Consider the following 16,022-nt stretch of genomic DNA (forward strand, 5'->3'; position numbering starts at 1 on the left):
ACTCGGGTGACTCAGGGCGGGGTGACGTGGGCCCCACGGCGCCGGCCCGGTCGCCGGCGGGAGTAGGTTCGGGTGCCGTGAGCAGTACGTCGAGCGCGGACCTCGAGTCCGCCAGCACCGGTTGCACCGGCCCGAGCACGGTGATCTTCGATCCCACCCTGACCGAGTACAACTTCGGTCCCGACCATCCGATGTCACCGATCCGGGTCGACCTGACGATGCGTCTGGCTGCCGATCTCGGTGTCGTCGGCGACCGGCTGCGGCTGGTCGACGCTCCGGTGGCCAGCGAGGAACTGATCTCCACCGTCCACCGGGGGTCGCTGATCGAGGCGGTCACCCGGATGGGGCACAACCCCGGACCGGGGGAGGAGGCGCACGGACTCGGCACCGACGACAACCCGGTCTTCGCCGGCATGCACGAGGCCGCCGCCCACGTCGTGGGCGCCACGCACGAGGCGTTCCGGCAGGTGTGGACCGGGGAGAGCCTGCACAGTGCCAGCATCGCCGGCGGACTCCACCACGCGATGCCCGACCGGGCCAGCGGATTCTGCATCTACAACGACATCGCCGTCGGCATCCAGTGGCTGCTCGATCAGGGCGCCCAGCGGGTCGCCTACATCGACGTCGATGTGCACCACGGCGATGGGGTCGAGAAGATCTTCTGGGACGACCCCCGGGTCCTGACGGTGTCGTTGCACGAGTCCGGGCAGTTCCTCTTCCCCGGCACCGGGCACGCCCATGACCTGGGTGGGATCTCGGCGCAGGGCAGCGCCGTGAACGTCGCGCTGCCCCCCGGCACCAGCGACGCGGGCTGGCTGCGCGCCTACCACGCCGTGGTGCCGCCGATCGTGAAGGAGTTCGACCCGGAGATCCTGGTGACCCAGCACGGCTGCGACTCCCACGCCGATGATCCCCTCGCCCACCTGATGTTGACCGTCGACGGTCACCGGGCGACGTACCTCGCTCTGCACGACCTGGCCCACGAGGTGGCCGACGGGCGCTGGGTGGTGACCGGGGGTGGTGGCTACTCCCTGGTCTCGGTCGTCCCTCGTTCGTGGACCCACCTCCTGGCCGTGGTCGCCGGTGCGCCGCTGGATCCGCACACCGACACCCCGCCCCAGTGGCGCGAGTACGTCGCCGAGCGGCTCGGGCGGACCGCTCCGTTCCGACTCACCGACGGGCGCAACCCGAAGTACCGCCCGTGGGAGGAGGGGTTCGATCCCGACACCTGGCTGGACCGGGCCATCCAGGCCAGCCGGCTCGAGGCCTTCCCCTGCCACGGCCTGGACCCCCATCTGTGAGGACGCCGACGGCCCGAAAAGGGGCTCAGGTCAAGACGACACGCCGACCCTGTGAAGTTTCATTGAGCATTCTCTTCCCCATCTGTCCCAATTGCCCCTATCCTCACGCACAGAGTGCTCGTGCCATGACCGGCGAAGATGTCGGTGGCGAGCGCAACGGAAAGTAAATGGTGCGCGCATGGCTGGCTATGAGCACGGAGACCTCTCTGAGGCGACCTTCCTGACGATCGCTGAGGTCGCGGCGATGATGAGGGTGTCCAAGATGACCGTCTACCGACTGGTCCACAACGAGGAACTGCCTGCGCTCCGCGTGGGCCGCTCCTTCCGGGTCCGCGAGGACGACGTCAACGAATACTTGCGGAAGAGTTTCTACTCCGCCGGTTGATCGCCTCCGCTGAGCGTCGCGACCGTCGATGAGCAGCCCGTTCTCACTCGCCTCCTCGGGGTGGTGAGTGGCTCGTATGGCGGACTTCACCCAGCGCGATGCACCGACCGCTGTGGCACGCAGTTACTCTGTGGTGGTCCCGGGTATCTCCGGGCCCTGATTCGTTGGAGAGGTACACCTCGTGGGTTCTGTCATCAAGAAGCGTCGTAAGCGCATGGCGAAGAAGAAGCACCGCAAACTGCTGAAGAAGACGCGCGTGCAGCGTCGCAAGCTCGGCAAGTAGTCACCACGGGCCACCACTCCATGTCCGCTACAGCGCTCGGGAAATCGGTTCTGGTCACGGGAGTTTCACGTGACCTGGGCCGACGTTTCGCGCGCTCGCTGGCCCAACAGCCGGGGGTGGCCAAGGTCATCGGGGTCGACGTCGTCCCGCCGCGGGGTGACATCGGCGATGTCTCCTTCGTGCGCGCCGACATCCGGACCCCGGTCATCGCCAAGGTGCTGGCCAAAGAGGACATCGACACCGTCGTCCACATGAGCATCATCGCGACCCCCGGGAGCACCGGGGGGCGCAACACGATGAAGGAACTCAACGTCATCGGCACGATGCAACTGTTGGCGGCCTGTCAGAAGGCCGAGGCCGTGGAACGGCTGGTCGTGAAGTCGACGACCACCGTCTACGGCGCGAGCAACCGCGATCCCGCGATGTTCACCGAGGACATGGAGCCCCGACGTTCACCGCGCGCCGGGTACGCCAAGGACGTTGCCGAGGTCGAGGGCTACGTGCGCGGGTTCGCCCGTCGCCGTCCCGACGTCAGCGTGGCCGTGCTGCGGTGCGCCAACGTCATCGGTCGGCACGTCATCAGTCCGATGACCTCCTACCTGCGGCTCCCGGTCATCCCCACGGTCCTGGGCTTCGACGCCCGGATGCAGTTCCTGCACGAGAACGACCTCTTCGACGTCATGCACCACGCCGTGGCGACCGATGCCCACGGCACCTACAACGTGGCCGGCGACGGGATCCTGATGCTCTCCCAGGCGGTACGCCGCCTCCACAAGCCGTCGGTGCCGATGCCCGGGTTCGCCGTCGGGCGGCTCGGGTCGGTGTTGCGTTCGGCACGGCTCGCGGACTTCTCCCCGGAGCAGATCGGGTTGCTGACCTACGGCCGCGGAGTCGACACCACCCGGATGGTCGAGCAGTTGGGTTTCGTGCCGTCCTTCTCCACCGAGGGCGCGCTCGCCGCGTTCATCAGCGACCTCGGAACCACGGTCGGTCCCACCCAACGCGCCCTGGAGTCGGTGGCCGAGCGTCTCCCGTCCTACGCCACCCCCGAGCTCGCGCCCGCGCAGTCGGCAAAGCCGGCCCCGCACCAAACCGCCCCAGCCAGCTCCGCCACCCCCTCCAACTCAGCCACCTCCGGGGGTGATTCGCATGGGTGATGCCGAGATCATCCCCATCGGCACCCACGGTCGGCCCGGACGAGGGGCCGGCAAGAGCGCCTCCTCGGCGGCCCGCAACCTGGCGGGTCCGGCCAAGAAGGCCCCAGCGGGTTCGAAGGCGAAGTCGCCCGACGGGCCGGAAGCCAAGCGCGCCTCGAACGCCGCGGGCTCGAACCCGACGAAGCAGGGTGCAGCAGCCGAAGCGGAGACGACTGCGGACGACGGCCAATCCTCCAGCCAGACGACCTCCAGTCAGACGAATTCCAGCCAGCAGGCCTCCAGCCAGGACGTGGGGTCCAGGGCGCCGGCCACGACCCGGGAACGCAACCTCCTGGCCACGATCTCCAGTGGAGAGTGGCTCAACGCCTTCCAACGGGCCGCGATGGAGGTCTTCGGGGATCAGTGGGAGCCGCAGCTGGCTCGGTTCCTCGCCTTCCTCCGACGTCGGATAACCGGCGACTTCGTGGTCGACGAGTACGGCTTCGACGCCGAGATCACCCAGCGGTTCTTCATGGCCGCCCTTCGGCCCCTGGCCGACTCCTGGTTCCGGGTCGAGGTCATCGGCGCCGAGAACATCCCCGCCGAGGGCGGGGCCCTGGTGGTGTCCAACCACTCCGGGACCGTGCCGATCGACGGCCTGATGACGATGGTCTCCATCTACGACCACACCGGCCGCCACCTGCGCCCCCTGGGTGCCGACCTGGTGTTCCGCCTGCCGGTGGTCAGCAACATGGCCCGCAAGGGCGGCGCCACCCTGGCCTGCAACGCCGACGCAGAGCGGATGCTCAGCGGCGGAGAGCTCGTGGGTGTCTGGCCTGAGGGTTTCAAGGGCATCGGCAAGCCCTTCTCCGACCGCTACAAACTCCAGCGCTTCGGGCGAGGCGGATTCGTCTCCGCCGCGCTGCGCACCGGCGTACCCATCATCCCGCTCAGCGTCGTAGGAGCCGAGGAGATCTATCCGCTGGTGGGGAACATCCCGTCCCTGGCCCGCGTCCTCGGGGTCCCCTACATCCCGATCACCCCGCTGTTCCCACTACTGGGACCGCTGGGTCTGGTGCCGCTGCCGTCGAAGTGGCTGCTGGAGTTCGGCGAACCGATCCGCACCGACGAGTACGACGAGACGGCGATCGACGACCCGATGCTCGTGTTCAACGTGACCGACCAGGTCCGCGAGACCATTCAGCAGACGCTGTACTCGCTGCTGCGGAAGCGGGAGAGCGTCTTCCGCTGACCCCCGACAGGACGGTCGGCGGGTGCCGAAGGGCACAAGGGCGCCATCAGTAGAGATGGGCCGAGCAGCCTGACACCGCAGACGGTTCGGGCCGGCCGTGGGGTCGGTGGCCGCGCGAGGTCGACGCCCTCATCGGGCGCACGCTCACTCAGGGCAGCAGCGGGTCGGTGACGCCGTTGACGGCATCATCGACGCCCTCATCGACGCCCTCGACGACGTCGTCGAGGCGGGGGCCGTTGATGTTGCCCTTGCCCCCGCTCAGCAGGGAGTCGGTCAGGTCCTTCACCGGGTTGCGAGGGGGCTGCGGGTTGGGCCGCTCGCCGCCGCTGCTGGGTGCGGGCACCGTTTCGGGAGCATCGGTGGTGACCGAGACCTGCGGCTCCGTGTCGTTGCTGGAGTCAGAGGAACCCGATGGCTTCGATGGCTTCTTCTGACCCTTGGCCTTGCCGGTCTGCTTGGTGAAAACAGTCTCGGGCGTGGGAACTGTCGCCACCAGGTCGGTGATCAGGTCCTCGTAGGTCGATGCCGCCAGGAGGGGCGTCTGATCGAGGAAGGCCGCTGAACAGGTGGGGCAGGCCTCCATGGCGGTCTGGTCGATGGCCCGTAGCACCTGCGAGGCCGAGATGAGAGCGGCGCGGGACTCGCGAGGCACCAGCGGCTCGAGGTCGCGCAAGGAGGTCATGCTCTGTGCGGCGAAGACGCGGACGTCGTCGATCAACTCGGGCCGACCGGTCTCGTCGTAGGCCTCGAGCAGCAGTTCGGAGGCTTCTGAGGCCTGTTCGGAGAACGCATCCAGGGTGGAGGAGATGACCGCAGGATCCTGAGCGCTGGTGTCGCGGCTCAACTCGTCGACCTCGTCGAGGCGACCCGAGGCGCTGGCCAGGATGGTGATGCCCTTCTCGTCGACCCCGCCCTGGACGCCGGCCTGGGCGTTCTCGAGTGCGCGCTTGAGCGGATAGAGCGTTTCGCCGGGCAACGCACCCTGGGCGGCGATCGCCATGGACGCGGTGGCGCCCACCAGAGCGAATGAGCCGACCGCGGCAGCGAGTCGCCGCTCGCGACGGGGGAGCCGGGGGGTGAGGTCACGGGCGGGACTCGCGGGAGCGCGGCCACCGGCCAGGGCGGTGTCGGCCTCGGCCATCAGACGACCGCGCAGGCCGGCGACGAACTCGGGACTCGGCTCTACCGGGGAGGACTCACGCAGAGCGCCGACCAGGGCGAGAGCCTCGGCGTGGCGGGAGGAGGGGTCCGATGACCCTTCGAGGGCGGCCTGGAACTCATCGGCGCGTCGTCGTGACGGGAACACGGGGCTCATCTCTTCCCTCCTCTGCTGGTGGTCTCTACGCAAGGCTCAACGACCCCGGTCTCCCCGAGGTTACGGGCGGAGATGGAACGATCGAAGTGACGTGCATGACGTCGTGCGGCGGTGTTCGGCTGGGGGCTCATTCCCGGATCCCCTCCGGCATCAACTTCGCGAGGTTGCGCACCCCACGCAGTTGGAGTTGCTTGATGGCACCGTCGCTACGGCCCAGGACCGCGGCCGTCTCGGCGATGCTCATCCCTTGGAGGAAACGCATCACCAGGCAGTCGCGCTGTTCCTCGGGCAACTCGGCCAGGGCTTCCATCAGCAACTCGTTGGTCAGGCTGGCGAGTACGGCGGTCTCGGGGCCCTCGGTGGCGTCGTCGTGCTGGCCCATGTCGTCGGTGGTCATCTCGAGTCGAGTACGGCCCGCCTTGAAGTGATCGGTGGCCAGGTTGCGCGCGATGGTCATCAACCACGCGCCGAAGTCCTTGCCCTGCCACCGGAAGTTGTTCATGCTGCGCAGCGCGCGGAAGAAGGTCTCCGAGGCGAGGTCCTCGGCGACCTGGACCGAGCGGGTGCGGTAGTAGAGGAAGCGATAGACCGACGCCTGGTAGTGGTCGTAGAGAAGCCCGAAGGCTTCGCTGTCACCGCCACGGGCCAATTCGACCAGGGCGATCAGACGCTCACCTTCGGCGTGGTCGCCCTCGGATGAGGTGGCCTGCTCGGAGTCGTCGAACCGGGAAGGAGTGCGCAGGGGTGCCTGGTCGTTGGCCGCCTCGGCCCACAATCGGTGGGTGGCCTGACCTTGCTGCGGGGGTGCCGGCGCCCACGGTGGCCCCGCAGTGCCGGGGAATCCGGCGGTTGCGAGGGCGGGTTGCTGGGGGTTGAGGTCCTCGAGAGCGCAGAGCACCGCGGCGCGCAGAGACCTGAGTCCGCGCGCGGCATACTGGCGCTCTCGCGTCATCCCTGGCCCTCCCTGGAGTCATAGAGCGACTCCGATACGGCCCAGAGTAGACGTGACCGACGGTTGCCGCTAGCACACGCCCAGAATCGTTACGCCGACGCATAGCCGGTTCAGGGGCGCCGATGACCGCGCAGAGCCAGGGCCGCTGCGACCGATCCGCTGGTCGCCCCTGCCACCGCGCCGAGGAGCAGTCCGGCGCGAGCCGCCTTGCGTCCGGTGCGGTAGTCGCGGACCCGCCACCCCTCCTTGCGGGCGTGGGCCCGCAACTTGGCGTCCGGGTTGATGGCCACGGGTTGCCCGACCAGGCCCAACATCGGGAGGTCGTTGTAGGAGTCGGAGTACGCCGAGCAGGCGGCCAGGTCGAGCCCCTCACGTTCCGCGAGCGCCGTGACGGCGATGGCCTTGGCGGGGCCGTGGAGCATGTCGCCGACCAGTTGCCCGGTGTAGACGCCGTCGACGGTCTCCGAGACGGTGCCCATGGCACCGGTCAGTCCGAGTCGCCGCGCGATGATCGATGCGATCTCGATGGGTGCAGCCGTGACCAGCCAGACCCGTTGGCCCTGATCGAGGTGGAGCTGGGCCAGGGCGCGGGTTCCGGGCCAGATCCGGTGGGCCATCGCCTCGTCGAAGATCTCCTCACCGAGCTCCTCCAACTCCGCGACGGTATGACCGGCGATGAAGCTCAGCGCGGAGTTGCGAGCCTCCGCGACGTGTTCGGGGTCCTCGACCCCGACGACCCGGAAGTAGGCCTGCTTCCAGGCGGCGCCGAGGATGTCGCGGGTGGTGAAGAACTTGCGACGATGCAGTCCACGGGCCAGGTGGAAGATGCTCGCACCCTGCATCACGGTGTTGTCGACGTCGAAGAACGCCGCGGCCGAACCGTCAGCGGGGGCCTCCAGGGCGGTCTCCACCTCGGCCGCCGCAGCCGCCGCCTCCCCAGCCAGAGCGGAGCGCTGCTGGAGATTCAGCGGTGGGCGCCGCTCCGATCCGTGGGACATGGGGCTCACCATAGATCGCGAACGGCTGACCACCGGTGACATGGTCCGGAGCGTTTCGTGCGGGGTTCTGTGAGGGGCGGCGCGAGATCGAGCCCGGCAGTAGGATCGCCCGCATGCTTGCACCCGTCGTGGACGTCGCCTCCCTGGTCGCCGACGCGGCCCGGGAATGCCCGGAGAAACTGGCGATCGTCGAGGCGTCGGGACGAAGTCTGACCTGGGCGGAGCTGGAGACCGAGGTCGCTCGCTTCTCGACCGGACTGGGGAACCACGGCATCGTGGCCGGTCATCGGGTGCTGATCGCGGTGGGGAACCGGTTGGAGTTCGTCACGACCTACCTGGCGGTCCTGCGGGCCCAGGCGGTCGCCGTACCGATCAACCCGTTGGCCACGGCGGGGGAGATGGCCCGGATCATCGCCGACTCCGGTGCCCGGTTGGCGATCGCGGATGCCGACACCGTCGCGACGTTGCGCGAGGCCGTCGCGCTGCTGGATCGCGCCTTGGCCGGTGAGACCGACGAGCTGGACGCCGAACTGTTGGAACGGGCGATCAGCCCTCGCATCGTGGCGATCGGGACCACCTTGTTGCCCGGGGAACGGTCCTACGACCAGTTCCGCGCCGACCGCGCGCAGGACATCCCGCCGCTGCCGGATCCGGAGAAGTTGGCGGCGTTGTTGTACACCAGCGGCACCTCGGGTCGACCGCGTGCAGCGATGCTCACCCACCGCGCGCTGCTGGCCAACGTCGAGCAGGTGGCCGACCTCGATCCACCCATGATGCACGGCGACGACGTGGTGCTGGGGGTCCTGCCGCTGTTCCACGTCTACGGGCTCAACGCGGTGCTCGGTGGGGTGTTGCGACACCGGGCCAAGTTGGTGTTGGCCGAGCGGTTCGACCCGCAGGGCACGCTGGACCTGATCGAGGACGAGGCGTGCAGCGTGGTCCCGATCGCGCCGGCCGTGTTCGCCCACTGGCGGGACATCGACTCGTTGCGCGAGCGTCTGGGACCGGTGCGGTTGATGGTCTCGGGATCGGCGCCGTTGACGTCCGCCGTCATCGACGACTTCACCGAACGGGCCGGCATCGCCCTGCATCAGGGGTACGGCCTGACCGAGGCCGCGCCGGTGGTCACCAGCACCCTGCGGTCGGCCACGCTGCAGAGCGGGTCGGTCGGCGCTGCCCTGAAGGGGATCGAGATCCGGTTGATCGACGAGTCCGGTGCGCTTCCGGTGGGCGATGACCCCGGAGAGATCCAGATCCGCGGCGCCAACCTCTTCAGCGGGTACTGGCCCGACGGCGCGGACGGCCCCGATCAGGAGGGCTGGTGGTCGACCGGTGACGTCGGCTTCCTCGACGCCTCGGGCGACCTGTTCCTCGTCGACCGGGTCAAGGAACTCGTGATCGTCTCCGGCTTCAACGTCTACCCGGTCGAGGTGGAGGAGGTCATCGCGGAGGTCGAGGGCGTCGTCGACGTCGCCGTCATCGGGACCGCGGACCCCGTCACCGGAGAGGCCGTGGTGGCCTACGTCGTCGTACCCGATCTCGACCCGGCGGTCGCCGCCGAGCGCGTCCTGGCCCACTGCGCGACCCGCCTCGCGCGGTTCAAGCAACCCGCCCGCATCGAGATCGTCGAGGAACTTCCCCTCACGGTCACCGGCAAGGTCCAGAAGGGTCGCCTGCGCGGTATCGAGCGCCGCCGCGCCCTGGGTCTGCTCGAGTGACTCACGAAATCCGTGAAATGGGGCCACGAAGTTCGCGAGATGGGGACGCCAGATCGGCGTCCTCCAGTTCGCTGATGGTCGCCTCCCCATCTGACGACCCTCGGCGCCCCATTTGGCGAACTTCGCGTCCCCATCTGGCGAACTTCGTGGGGGAATGAGTGATGGGTGAGCAGCAGGCGCGGGTGACGTTGTACGGGCGGCCCGGGTGCCACCTGTGCGACGTGGCGCGCGAAGTCATCGCGCAGGTGTGTGCGGAGGTGGGGGAGTCCTTCGTGGAGGTCTCGATCGATGACGACCCCGATCTCCAGCGGCGTTTCACCAACGAGGTCCCGGTGACGTTCGTGGACGGTAGGCAGCACGATTTCTGGCGGGTGGACCCGCAGCGACTCCGCGATGCACTGGGCGCAGGCGGAGGTTGAACCGACCCCACGCGGGTGGGTCATCTCACATGTGGTAGCGATCCGCCCCGTAGGACGTCTGTCGTTTTGTTCTCCCGTTCACAAACTTCTACAGTGATCTTGCTCGACTTCGGCCCGGCCACGACTCAGACCCGTGGCGGCTGCACGGGAGTCGGGCTGGGAAGTGGAGCAGTGACCTCACGGACTACGAGCGAGAGCGCCCGGGACATTCCCGAGGCGACGATCGCCCGACTGCCGATCTATCTGCGCGCCCTGGTGACTCTGGCCGAGGGCGGGATCGGGACGTGCTCGAGCGAAGAACTCGCGAGCTCAGCGGGCGTCAACAGCGCCAAGCTCCGCAAGGACCTCTCCTACCTCGGCAGCTACGGCACCCGCGGCGTCGGGTACGACGTGGAGTACCTCCGCTACCAGATCGCCCGAGAGATCGGGGTCACCCAGGACTGGCCCGTGGTCATCGTGGGCATCGGAAATCTGGGGCACGCCCTGGCCAACTACTCCGGGTTCCGCAGCCGCGGCTTCCGGGTGGTCGCCCTGCTGGACGCCGATCCGGACCGTCACGAGGAGCAGGTCGCAGGGGTCGACGTACTCCCCTTCGACGACCTCGAGGAGATCGTCGCCCTGAACGCGGTCGCGATCGGGGTCATCGCCACCCCTGCCGTCGCCGCCCAGGACGTCGCTGACCGGATGGTCGCCTGCGGTATCACCAGCATCTTGAACTTCGCCCCCGCCGTGCTCTCGGTGCCCGCCGGGGTGGACGTCCGCAAGGTCGACCTCTCCATCGAACTGCAGATCCTGGCCTACCACGAGCAGCGGAAGGCGAACAGCGCACTGATCGGGGGGCAAGCATGAGCGTCCTGGTCGTCGGGATCTCCCACAACACCGCCCCGGTGTCACTTCTCGAGCGGGTGGCGCTGGACGACAGCGCCCTACACAAGCTGATCGCGGATGCCGCGGCCTGCGCCCACGTCACCGAGGCCACGGTGATCTCCACCTGCAACCGGGTCGAGATCTACACCGAGGTCGACCGCTTCCACGGCAGCGTCGAGGACCTTTCGCGGTTGCTCGTCGAGCGTGCCGACTCCACCACCGAGGGCCTGCTGCCCCACCTCTACGTTCACTACGACGACGGCGCCGTCTCGCACCTGTTCCACGTGGCCGCCGGACTCGACTCGATGGCCGTCGGCGAGGGCCAGATCCTCGGCCAGACCCGTGAGGCGTTGCGCCTGGGCCAAGAGCTCGGCACCGTCGGCTCCGCCCTGAACGTCCTCTTCCAGCAGGCCCTGCGCGTGGGCAAGCGGGCCCGTGCCGAAACCGGCATCGACCAGGTCGCCCCCTCGCTGGTCAGCGCCGCCCTCGAACGCTCCGAGGAAGCCATCGGTGCCGTAGCCGGCAAGCACGTCGTCGTGGTCGGTGCCGGGGCGATGGCAGGGCTCGCCACCGCGACCGTCTCCCGCCTCGGTGCGGCCGAGATCAGCGTCGTCAACCGGACCCCGGAACGGGCCGACCGGCTGGCTGCCGAGTACGCCGCCCGCCCGGTGCCGCTGAAGCGTCTGGGCGAAGAGCTCTCCGTCGCGGACATCGTGATCACCTGCACCGGTGCCGCCGGTGTCCTGATCACCCGCCAGATGCTCAGCACGGCCCGGCCCCACGAACGCCCGCTGGCCGTGATCGACGTGGCACTGCCCCACGATGTCGACCCCGAGGTCGCGACCCTGCCCGGAGTCACGCTGATCGGGCTGACCGAACTGGCCGACACCCTGCACCACAGTGAGGCCGGGCTGGAGGTCGTCGAGGTACGCCGCATCGTCGCCCAGGAGGTCAGCGCCTTCGTCACCGCTCGCCACCAGGCCAGCGTCACCCCGACGGTGATCGCGCTGCGCTCCATGGCCACCGGGGTCGTCGAGGCCGAGATGGCCCGGCTGGACGGTCGCCTGCCCGATCTCGATCCCGCGGCCCGCGCCGAGGTGCTGCACACGGTGCGTCGGGTGGCCGACAAGCTGCTCCACGAGCCCACCGTCCGGGTCAAGGAACTGGCCAACGAACAGGGCGCCGTGTCCTACGCCGCCGCCCTGGCCGAACTCTTCGCGCTCGACTCCGACGCCGTCGAGGCCGTCACCCGAGCGGAGGGACTGTCATGACCGAGACGCCGATCCGCGTTGGCACCCGTCGCTCGGCGCTGGCCACGACCCAGTCCGAGCTCGTCGCCGCCCGTATCCGTGACCTCCTGGGTCGACCCACCGAACTGGTCGAGATCACCACCGAGGGCGACAAGAGCGCCCTGGTCGGAACCCCGCTGACCGAGTCCGGCGGCGTCGGGGTCTTCGTCGCGAGCCTGCGCGAGGCGCTGCTCGACGACCGGGTCGACGTGGCCGTCCACTCGCTGAAGGACCTGCCGACGTACCCCGCCGAGGGCCTGCGTCTGGTGGCCGTCCCCGGACGCGAGGACCCCCGCGACGTCCTGGTCGCACGGGACGGTCTGACCCTCGCGGAACTTCCGTTCGGCAGCATCGTCGGCACCGGATCCCCTCGCCGTGCCTCACAGCTCCACGCCCTGGGCCTCGGTCTGGACGTGCGTGGACTGCGCGGCAACGTGGGCACCCGCATCGGGAAGGTCCACGGCGGCGAGTACGACGGCGTCGTACTCGCCCGCGCCGGGCTGGCCCGCCTCGATCGCCTCGATGAGGTCACCGAGGTCCTCGACCCCCTGCAGATGCTCCCCGCCCCGGGTCAGGGTGCGCTGGCCGTCGAGTGCCGTGAGGGTGACCCGCTCGCGGAGCAGTTGGCTGCGCTGGACGATCCCCTCGCCCGGGCGGCCGTCACCGCCGAACGCGCGCTGCTCAACGCACTGGAGGGCGGCTGCTCGGCCCCGATCGGCGCCTTGGCCGAGGTCGTCGAGGGCGAGGACGGTGACGAACTGTGGATGCGCGCGGTCGCACTGTCCACCGACGGTGGGCTCGCCGTACGCCGCTCCATCACCGGGCTTCCCGCCCGAGCCGACGAGGTGGGCCGCACGCTGGCCGCCGAGATGCTCGAGGACGGCGCCGGAAATCTGGAGGCCCCCGAATGAGGCAGACATGACGGCCAGACCTTCGCCGGATCAACCGGCCACCCCCGACTCGGCACGACCCGTTCGACCACAGCAGGACTCCCGCACGACGATCAGCAAAGGTGCAGCAGGCATGACGCGAGGCAAGACGACCGCAACCGCCCCCACTTCCGCGGCCCCCAAGAAGGCCGCTTCGAGCAGCAAACCCGCCGCGAGTACGACCCGCGGCTGGGTCTCCTTCGTCGGTAGCGGCCCCGGAGACGTCGACCTGTTGACCGTGCGCGCGGTGGACCTGATCAAACAGGCTCAGGTGATCGTCACCGAGTCCCCCGAGCACGAGCCCATGGTGCGCACCCTGCTGGGTCTGCCCGCGCTGGCCGAAGCCGGCGATGAGGCCCCCGTCGAGGTCGAGCCGGAGGGCCCCCTGTTCGTCGACGGTGGTTTCGGCGAGGACGGTCAGCCGCTGACCTACGCCGCCCGCGCCAAGGCCGTGCTCAAGCAGGCCAAGCGCGGCCAGCGCGTGGTCCGCCTGATGTCCGGTGACCCCTTCGTCTACGCCTCGGGCCCCGAAGAGGCCCAGGCGGTCGTCAAGGCCGGCCTCGGTTTCGAGATCGTCCCGGGCGTCTCGTCGGTCTCCTCGGTCCCGGCGTACGCCGGCATCCCGCTGACCACCAAGGACCACCGCGAGGTGTCCGTGGTGACCTGCGGTGACAAGGTCGACTGGAGCCACTACGCCGACGACCGGACCCTGGTCCTGCTCTCCGCCGTGGGCCAGATCGGTGACATTGCCAAGGCGTTGATGCTCGCGGGTCGCTCGGCGTCCACCCCCGTCGCGATGACGCGGGTCGGCACCACCACCGAGCAGGAGACGGTCACCTCGACGCTGGAGGACATCGGTGCCGACGCTCGCGCGGCCCGGATGGCCCCGCCGGCGATCACGGTCATCGGCAAGGTCGTCAACCTGCGCGAGACGCTGTCGTGGTTCGAGACCAAGCCGCTGTTCGGCTGGCGGATCCTGGTGCCTCGCACCAAGGACCAGGCCGCCTCGCTGTCCCTGCGCCTGCGCGGCTTCGGCGCCGTGCCCGAAGAGGTCCCCACGATCTCGGTGGAGCCGCCGCGCAACCCGCTGCAGATGGACAAGGCCATCCGTGGTCTGGTCGAGGGCCGCTACGAATGGATCGCCTTCACCTCGGTGAACGCGGTCAAGGCCGTGCGCGAGAAGTTCGAGGAGTACGGCCTGGACGCACGTGCGTTCTCCGGGCTGAAGATCGCCGCGGTGGGCGATAAGACCGCCGCCGCGATCGCCGCCTGGGGCCTCCGCGCCGATCTGACCCCCTCGGGGGAGCAGTCCGCCGCCGGGCTCCTGGCTGACTGGCCCGAGTACGACAACGTGCTGGACCCGATCAACCGGGTCTTCCTGCCCCGTGCGGACATCGCCACCGAGAACCTCGTCGCCGGTCTGATCGACCTCGGCTGGGAGTGCGACGACGTCACGGCCTACCGCACGGTGCGGGCCACGCCCCCGCCGGCGCCGACCCGCGACGCCATCAAGTCCGGGAAGTTCGACGCGGTCGTGTTCACCTCGTCCTCCACCGTGCGGAACCTGGTCGGGATCGCGGGCAAGCCGCACCCCTCCACGATCATCGCGGTCATCGGACCCGCCACGGCCAAGACGGCCGAGGAGCACGGCCTGCGCGTCGACGTCCTCTCCCCGGTCCCCGATGTCGACGAGCTCGTGGAGGCGTTGGCCGACTTCGGTGCCGCCCGCCGTTCCTCGATGCTCGAGGCGGGGGAACCGGTCACCAAGCCGTCCGCCCGCAAGCCCTCCGGCCGGAGGAAGGTCCGCGCGAAGTGAGCTCAGCGGGCAACGCCCGCTCAGCTCACTGATGCGCGGAGATTGAGGTCCAAGCGAAGTGATCGAGAGCGCGCAGAGCGCGCTGACGATCACCGATGCGCGGAGATTGAGGTGCGAGGAGCGCCAGCGACGAGCCTCGAAATCTTGGTGAGGGATCTCGGGAACCGGGCCAGCGAGAACGGCACCACCTAGCAGCAGTGTCCCGATTGTGGGAACCTTGACGAGTTCGGTTGCGTGGGTTCGAGGCTCGTCGCCAGGGCTCCTCGCACCTAAACCACCGCAGGAGTCCTCGGTTTCGAGGTCGCCAGGGCTCCTCGCACCTCAACCAGCGTGCCGCCAACAGCTTGACCACTGGAGCCCTACATGACCGACCTCGGACCCATCATCCGCCCGCGCCGCCTGCGCACCACTGCGGCGATGCGCAGGATGGTGGCGGAAACGTCGGTGGAGGCGCGCCAGTTGGTGTTGCCCCTGTTCGTCCGTGAGGGCATCAGCGAGCCGGTGCCGATCTCCTCGATGCCCGGAATCGTCCAGCACAGTTTCGACTCCCTCAAGGCAGCCGTGAGCCAGGCCGCCGAGGCGGGTCTGGGTGGGGTGATGCTCTTCGGGATCCCCGAGACCAAGGACGCAACCGGCTCAGCCGGGTTGGACCCGAACGGGGTGCTCAACCGCGCCATCGCTGAGGTGAAGTCCGAGGTCGGCGACTCGCTGAGCGTGATGAGCGACCTGTGCCTCGATGAGTTCACCGATCACGGACACTGCGGTGTCCTGGACGGTCAGGGTCGGGTGGACAACGACGCGACCCTGGCGGTGTACGCCGAGATGGGGGTCGCGCAGGCCGCGGCGGGTGCCGATCTGGTCGGCCCCAGCGGGATGATGGACGGGCAGGTCGCGGTGATCCGGAGCGCGCTCGACGCAGCCGGTCACCACGACGTGGCGATCCTGGCCTACGCCGCGAAGTACGCCTCCGCCTTCTACGGTCCCTTCCGTGAGGCGGTGGACTCCTCGTTGCAGGGGGACCGACGTACCTATCAGCAGGACGGCGCCAACGCCCGCGAAGGTGTCCGCGAGGCCCTGCTCGACATCGAGCAGGGCGCGGACATCGTGATGGTCAAGCCGGCCCTGGCCTACCTGGACGTGCTGCGTCAGGTGCGGGACGCGGTGGACGTGCCGGTCGCGGCGTACAACATCTCCGGTGAGTACTCCATGGTCGAGGCGGCGGCGGCCCGTGGGTGGATCAACCGCGAAGCGGCGATCCTGGAGACCCTCACCTCGATCCGTCGGGCCGGGGCGGACATCATCCTGACCTACTGGGCCACCGAGGCCGCGCGCCTGCTGCGCTGAGGCCGGAACGACGAACGC

At 69.1% G+C, this 16,022-nt stretch carries 15 protein-coding genes; 12 read left to right on the top strand and 3 right to left on the bottom strand.

Annotated elements, in window-relative coordinates; translation table 11 throughout:
- Nucleotides 1-77: 77 nt before the first annotated feature.
- The 5 genes from ACYVLV_RS13075 to ACYVLV_RS13095 all read left to right on the top strand — a co-directional run bounded on the left by ACYVLV_RS13075 (nt 78) and on the right by ACYVLV_RS13095 (nt 4,357).
- Nucleotides 78-1,301, top strand: a complete 1,224-nt coding sequence (locus tag ACYVLV_RS13075) for an acetoin utilization protein AcuC (RefSeq protein WP_460810541.1) — start codon at nt 78-80, stop codon at nt 1,299-1,301.
- Between the two features lie 178 nt (nt 1,302-1,479).
- Nucleotides 1,480-1,686, top strand: coding sequence for a helix-turn-helix domain-containing protein (locus ACYVLV_RS13080; protein ID WP_460810543.1), 207 nt, complete (start codon nt 1,480-1,482; stop codon nt 1,684-1,686).
- A gap of 181 nt (nt 1,687-1,867) precedes the next feature.
- Nucleotides 1,868-1,969, top strand: coding sequence for a 30S ribosomal protein bS22 (locus ACYVLV_RS13085; RefSeq protein ID WP_008356322.1), 102 nt, complete (start codon nt 1,868-1,870; stop codon nt 1,967-1,969).
- 20 nt (nt 1,970-1,989) lie between these two features.
- The gene (locus ACYVLV_RS13090) at nt 1,990-3,126 is read left to right on the top strand and encodes an NAD-dependent epimerase/dehydratase family protein (RefSeq protein WP_460810544.1); all 1,137 of its coding nucleotides are present in this window, start codon (nt 1,990-1,992) and stop codon (nt 3,124-3,126) included.
- The gene (locus ACYVLV_RS13095; RefSeq protein WP_460810546.1) at nt 3,119-4,357 is read left to right on the top strand and encodes a lysophospholipid acyltransferase family protein; all 1,239 of its coding nucleotides are present in this window, start codon (nt 3,119-3,121) and stop codon (nt 4,355-4,357) included. Before ACYVLV_RS13090 ends, ACYVLV_RS13095 begins: the two co-directional genes overlap by 8 nt.
- 148 nt (nt 4,358-4,505) lie before the next feature.
- On the opposite strand, the gene ACYVLV_RS13100 is transcribed toward ACYVLV_RS13095, so the two are convergent.
- The 3 genes from ACYVLV_RS13100 to ACYVLV_RS13110 all read right to left on the bottom strand — a co-directional run bounded on the left by ACYVLV_RS13100 (nt 4,506) and on the right by ACYVLV_RS13110 (nt 7,622).
- Nucleotides 4,506-5,672, bottom strand: a complete 1,167-nt coding sequence (locus tag ACYVLV_RS13100; RefSeq protein ID WP_460810547.1) for a DUF5667 domain-containing protein — start codon at nt 5,670-5,672, stop codon at nt 4,506-4,508.
- Nucleotides 5,673-5,799: 127 nt separating this feature from the next.
- Nucleotides 5,800-6,624, bottom strand: a complete 825-nt coding sequence (locus tag ACYVLV_RS13105) for a sigma-70 family RNA polymerase sigma factor (RefSeq protein ID WP_460810549.1) — start codon at nt 6,622-6,624, stop codon at nt 5,800-5,802.
- A 110-nt stretch (nt 6,625-6,734) separates the two neighbouring features.
- Nucleotides 6,735-7,622 carry an HAD family hydrolase gene (locus ACYVLV_RS13110; protein ID WP_460810551.1) on the bottom strand — a complete coding sequence of 296 codons (888 nt, stop codon included), beginning with the start codon at nt 7,620-7,622 and terminating at the stop codon, nt 6,735-6,737.
- Nucleotides 7,623-7,735: 113 nt separating this feature from the next.
- Here ACYVLV_RS13110 and ACYVLV_RS13115 point away from each other — a divergent pair, with 113 nt between their 5' ends.
- The 7 genes from ACYVLV_RS13115 to hemB all read left to right on the top strand — a co-directional run bounded on the left by ACYVLV_RS13115 (nt 7,736) and on the right by hemB (nt 16,004).
- Complete coding sequence (locus ACYVLV_RS13115; RefSeq protein WP_460810553.1) at nt 7,736-9,340, top strand: class I adenylate-forming enzyme family protein; 1,605 nt, start codon at nt 7,736-7,738, stop codon at nt 9,338-9,340.
- Between the two features lie 161 nt (nt 9,341-9,501).
- On the top strand, nt 9,502-9,759 hold the full coding sequence (locus tag ACYVLV_RS13120) for a glutaredoxin family protein (RefSeq protein WP_460810555.1): 258 nt from the start codon (nt 9,502-9,504) through the stop codon (nt 9,757-9,759).
- A gap of 171 nt (nt 9,760-9,930) precedes the next feature.
- Nucleotides 9,931-10,608 (top strand): redox-sensing transcriptional repressor Rex, encoded by a 678-nt coding sequence (locus ACYVLV_RS13125; RefSeq protein WP_460811005.1) that lies wholly within the window; start codon nt 9,931-9,933, stop codon nt 10,606-10,608.
- Complete coding sequence (locus tag ACYVLV_RS13130; protein WP_460810558.1) at nt 10,605-11,897, top strand: glutamyl-tRNA reductase; 1,293 nt, start codon at nt 10,605-10,607, stop codon at nt 11,895-11,897. Before ACYVLV_RS13125 ends, ACYVLV_RS13130 begins: the two co-directional genes overlap by 4 nt.
- Nucleotides 11,894-12,826 carry a hydroxymethylbilane synthase gene (hemC, locus tag ACYVLV_RS13135; RefSeq protein ID WP_460810560.1) on the top strand — a complete coding sequence of 311 codons (933 nt, stop codon included), beginning with the start codon at nt 11,894-11,896 and terminating at the stop codon, nt 12,824-12,826. Before ACYVLV_RS13130 ends, hemC begins: the two co-directional genes overlap by 4 nt.
- A gap of 112 nt (nt 12,827-12,938) precedes the next feature.
- Nucleotides 12,939-14,660 (top strand): bifunctional uroporphyrinogen-III C-methyltransferase/uroporphyrinogen-III synthase, encoded by a 1,722-nt coding sequence (locus ACYVLV_RS13140; protein WP_460810561.1) that lies wholly within the window; start codon nt 12,939-12,941, stop codon nt 14,658-14,660.
- Between the two features lie 363 nt (nt 14,661-15,023).
- The gene (hemB, locus tag ACYVLV_RS13145) at nt 15,024-16,004 is read left to right on the top strand and encodes a porphobilinogen synthase (protein ID WP_460810563.1); all 981 of its coding nucleotides are present in this window, start codon (nt 15,024-15,026) and stop codon (nt 16,002-16,004) included.
- The last annotated feature ends 18 nt before the right edge of the window (nt 16,005-16,022 follow it).

This window comes from Nocardioides salsibiostraticola, from assembly GCF_054783655.1.

Coding starts and splice junctions, on each gene's coding strand:
- ACYVLV_RS13090 (WP_460810544.1), top strand. CDS start 1,990: ATGTCCGCTACAGCGCTCGGGAAATCGGTTCTGGTCACGGGAGTTTCA.
- ACYVLV_RS13115 (WP_460810553.1), top strand. CDS start 7,736: ATGCTTGCACCCGTCGTGGACGTCGCCTCCCTGGTCGCCGACGCGGCC.
- hemB (WP_460810563.1), top strand. CDS start 15,024: ATGACCGACCTCGGACCCATCATCCGCCCGCGCCGCCTGCGCACCACT.
- ACYVLV_RS13130 (WP_460810558.1), top strand. CDS start 10,605: ATGAGCGTCCTGGTCGTCGGGATCTCCCACAACACCGCCCCGGTGTCA.
- hemC (WP_460810560.1), top strand. CDS start 11,894: ATGACCGAGACGCCGATCCGCGTTGGCACCCGTCGCTCGGCGCTGGCC.
- ACYVLV_RS13110 (WP_460810551.1), bottom strand. CDS start 7,622: ATGTCCCACGGATCGGAGCGGCGCCCACCGCTGAATCTCCAGCAGCGC.
- ACYVLV_RS13105 (WP_460810549.1), bottom strand. CDS start 6,624: ATGACGCGAGAGCGCCAGTATGCCGCGCGCGGACTCAGGTCTCTGCGC.
- ACYVLV_RS13120 (WP_460810555.1), top strand. CDS start 9,502: ATGGGTGAGCAGCAGGCGCGGGTGACGTTGTACGGGCGGCCCGGGTGC.
- ACYVLV_RS13080 (WP_460810543.1), top strand. CDS start 1,480: ATGGCTGGCTATGAGCACGGAGACCTCTCTGAGGCGACCTTCCTGACG.
- ACYVLV_RS13100 (WP_460810547.1), bottom strand. CDS start 5,672: ATGAGCCCCGTGTTCCCGTCACGACGACGCGCCGATGAGTTCCAGGCC.
- ACYVLV_RS13140 (WP_460810561.1), top strand. CDS start 12,939: ATGACGCGAGGCAAGACGACCGCAACCGCCCCCACTTCCGCGGCCCCC.
- ACYVLV_RS13095 (WP_460810546.1), top strand. CDS start 3,119: ATGGGTGATGCCGAGATCATCCCCATCGGCACCCACGGTCGGCCCGGA.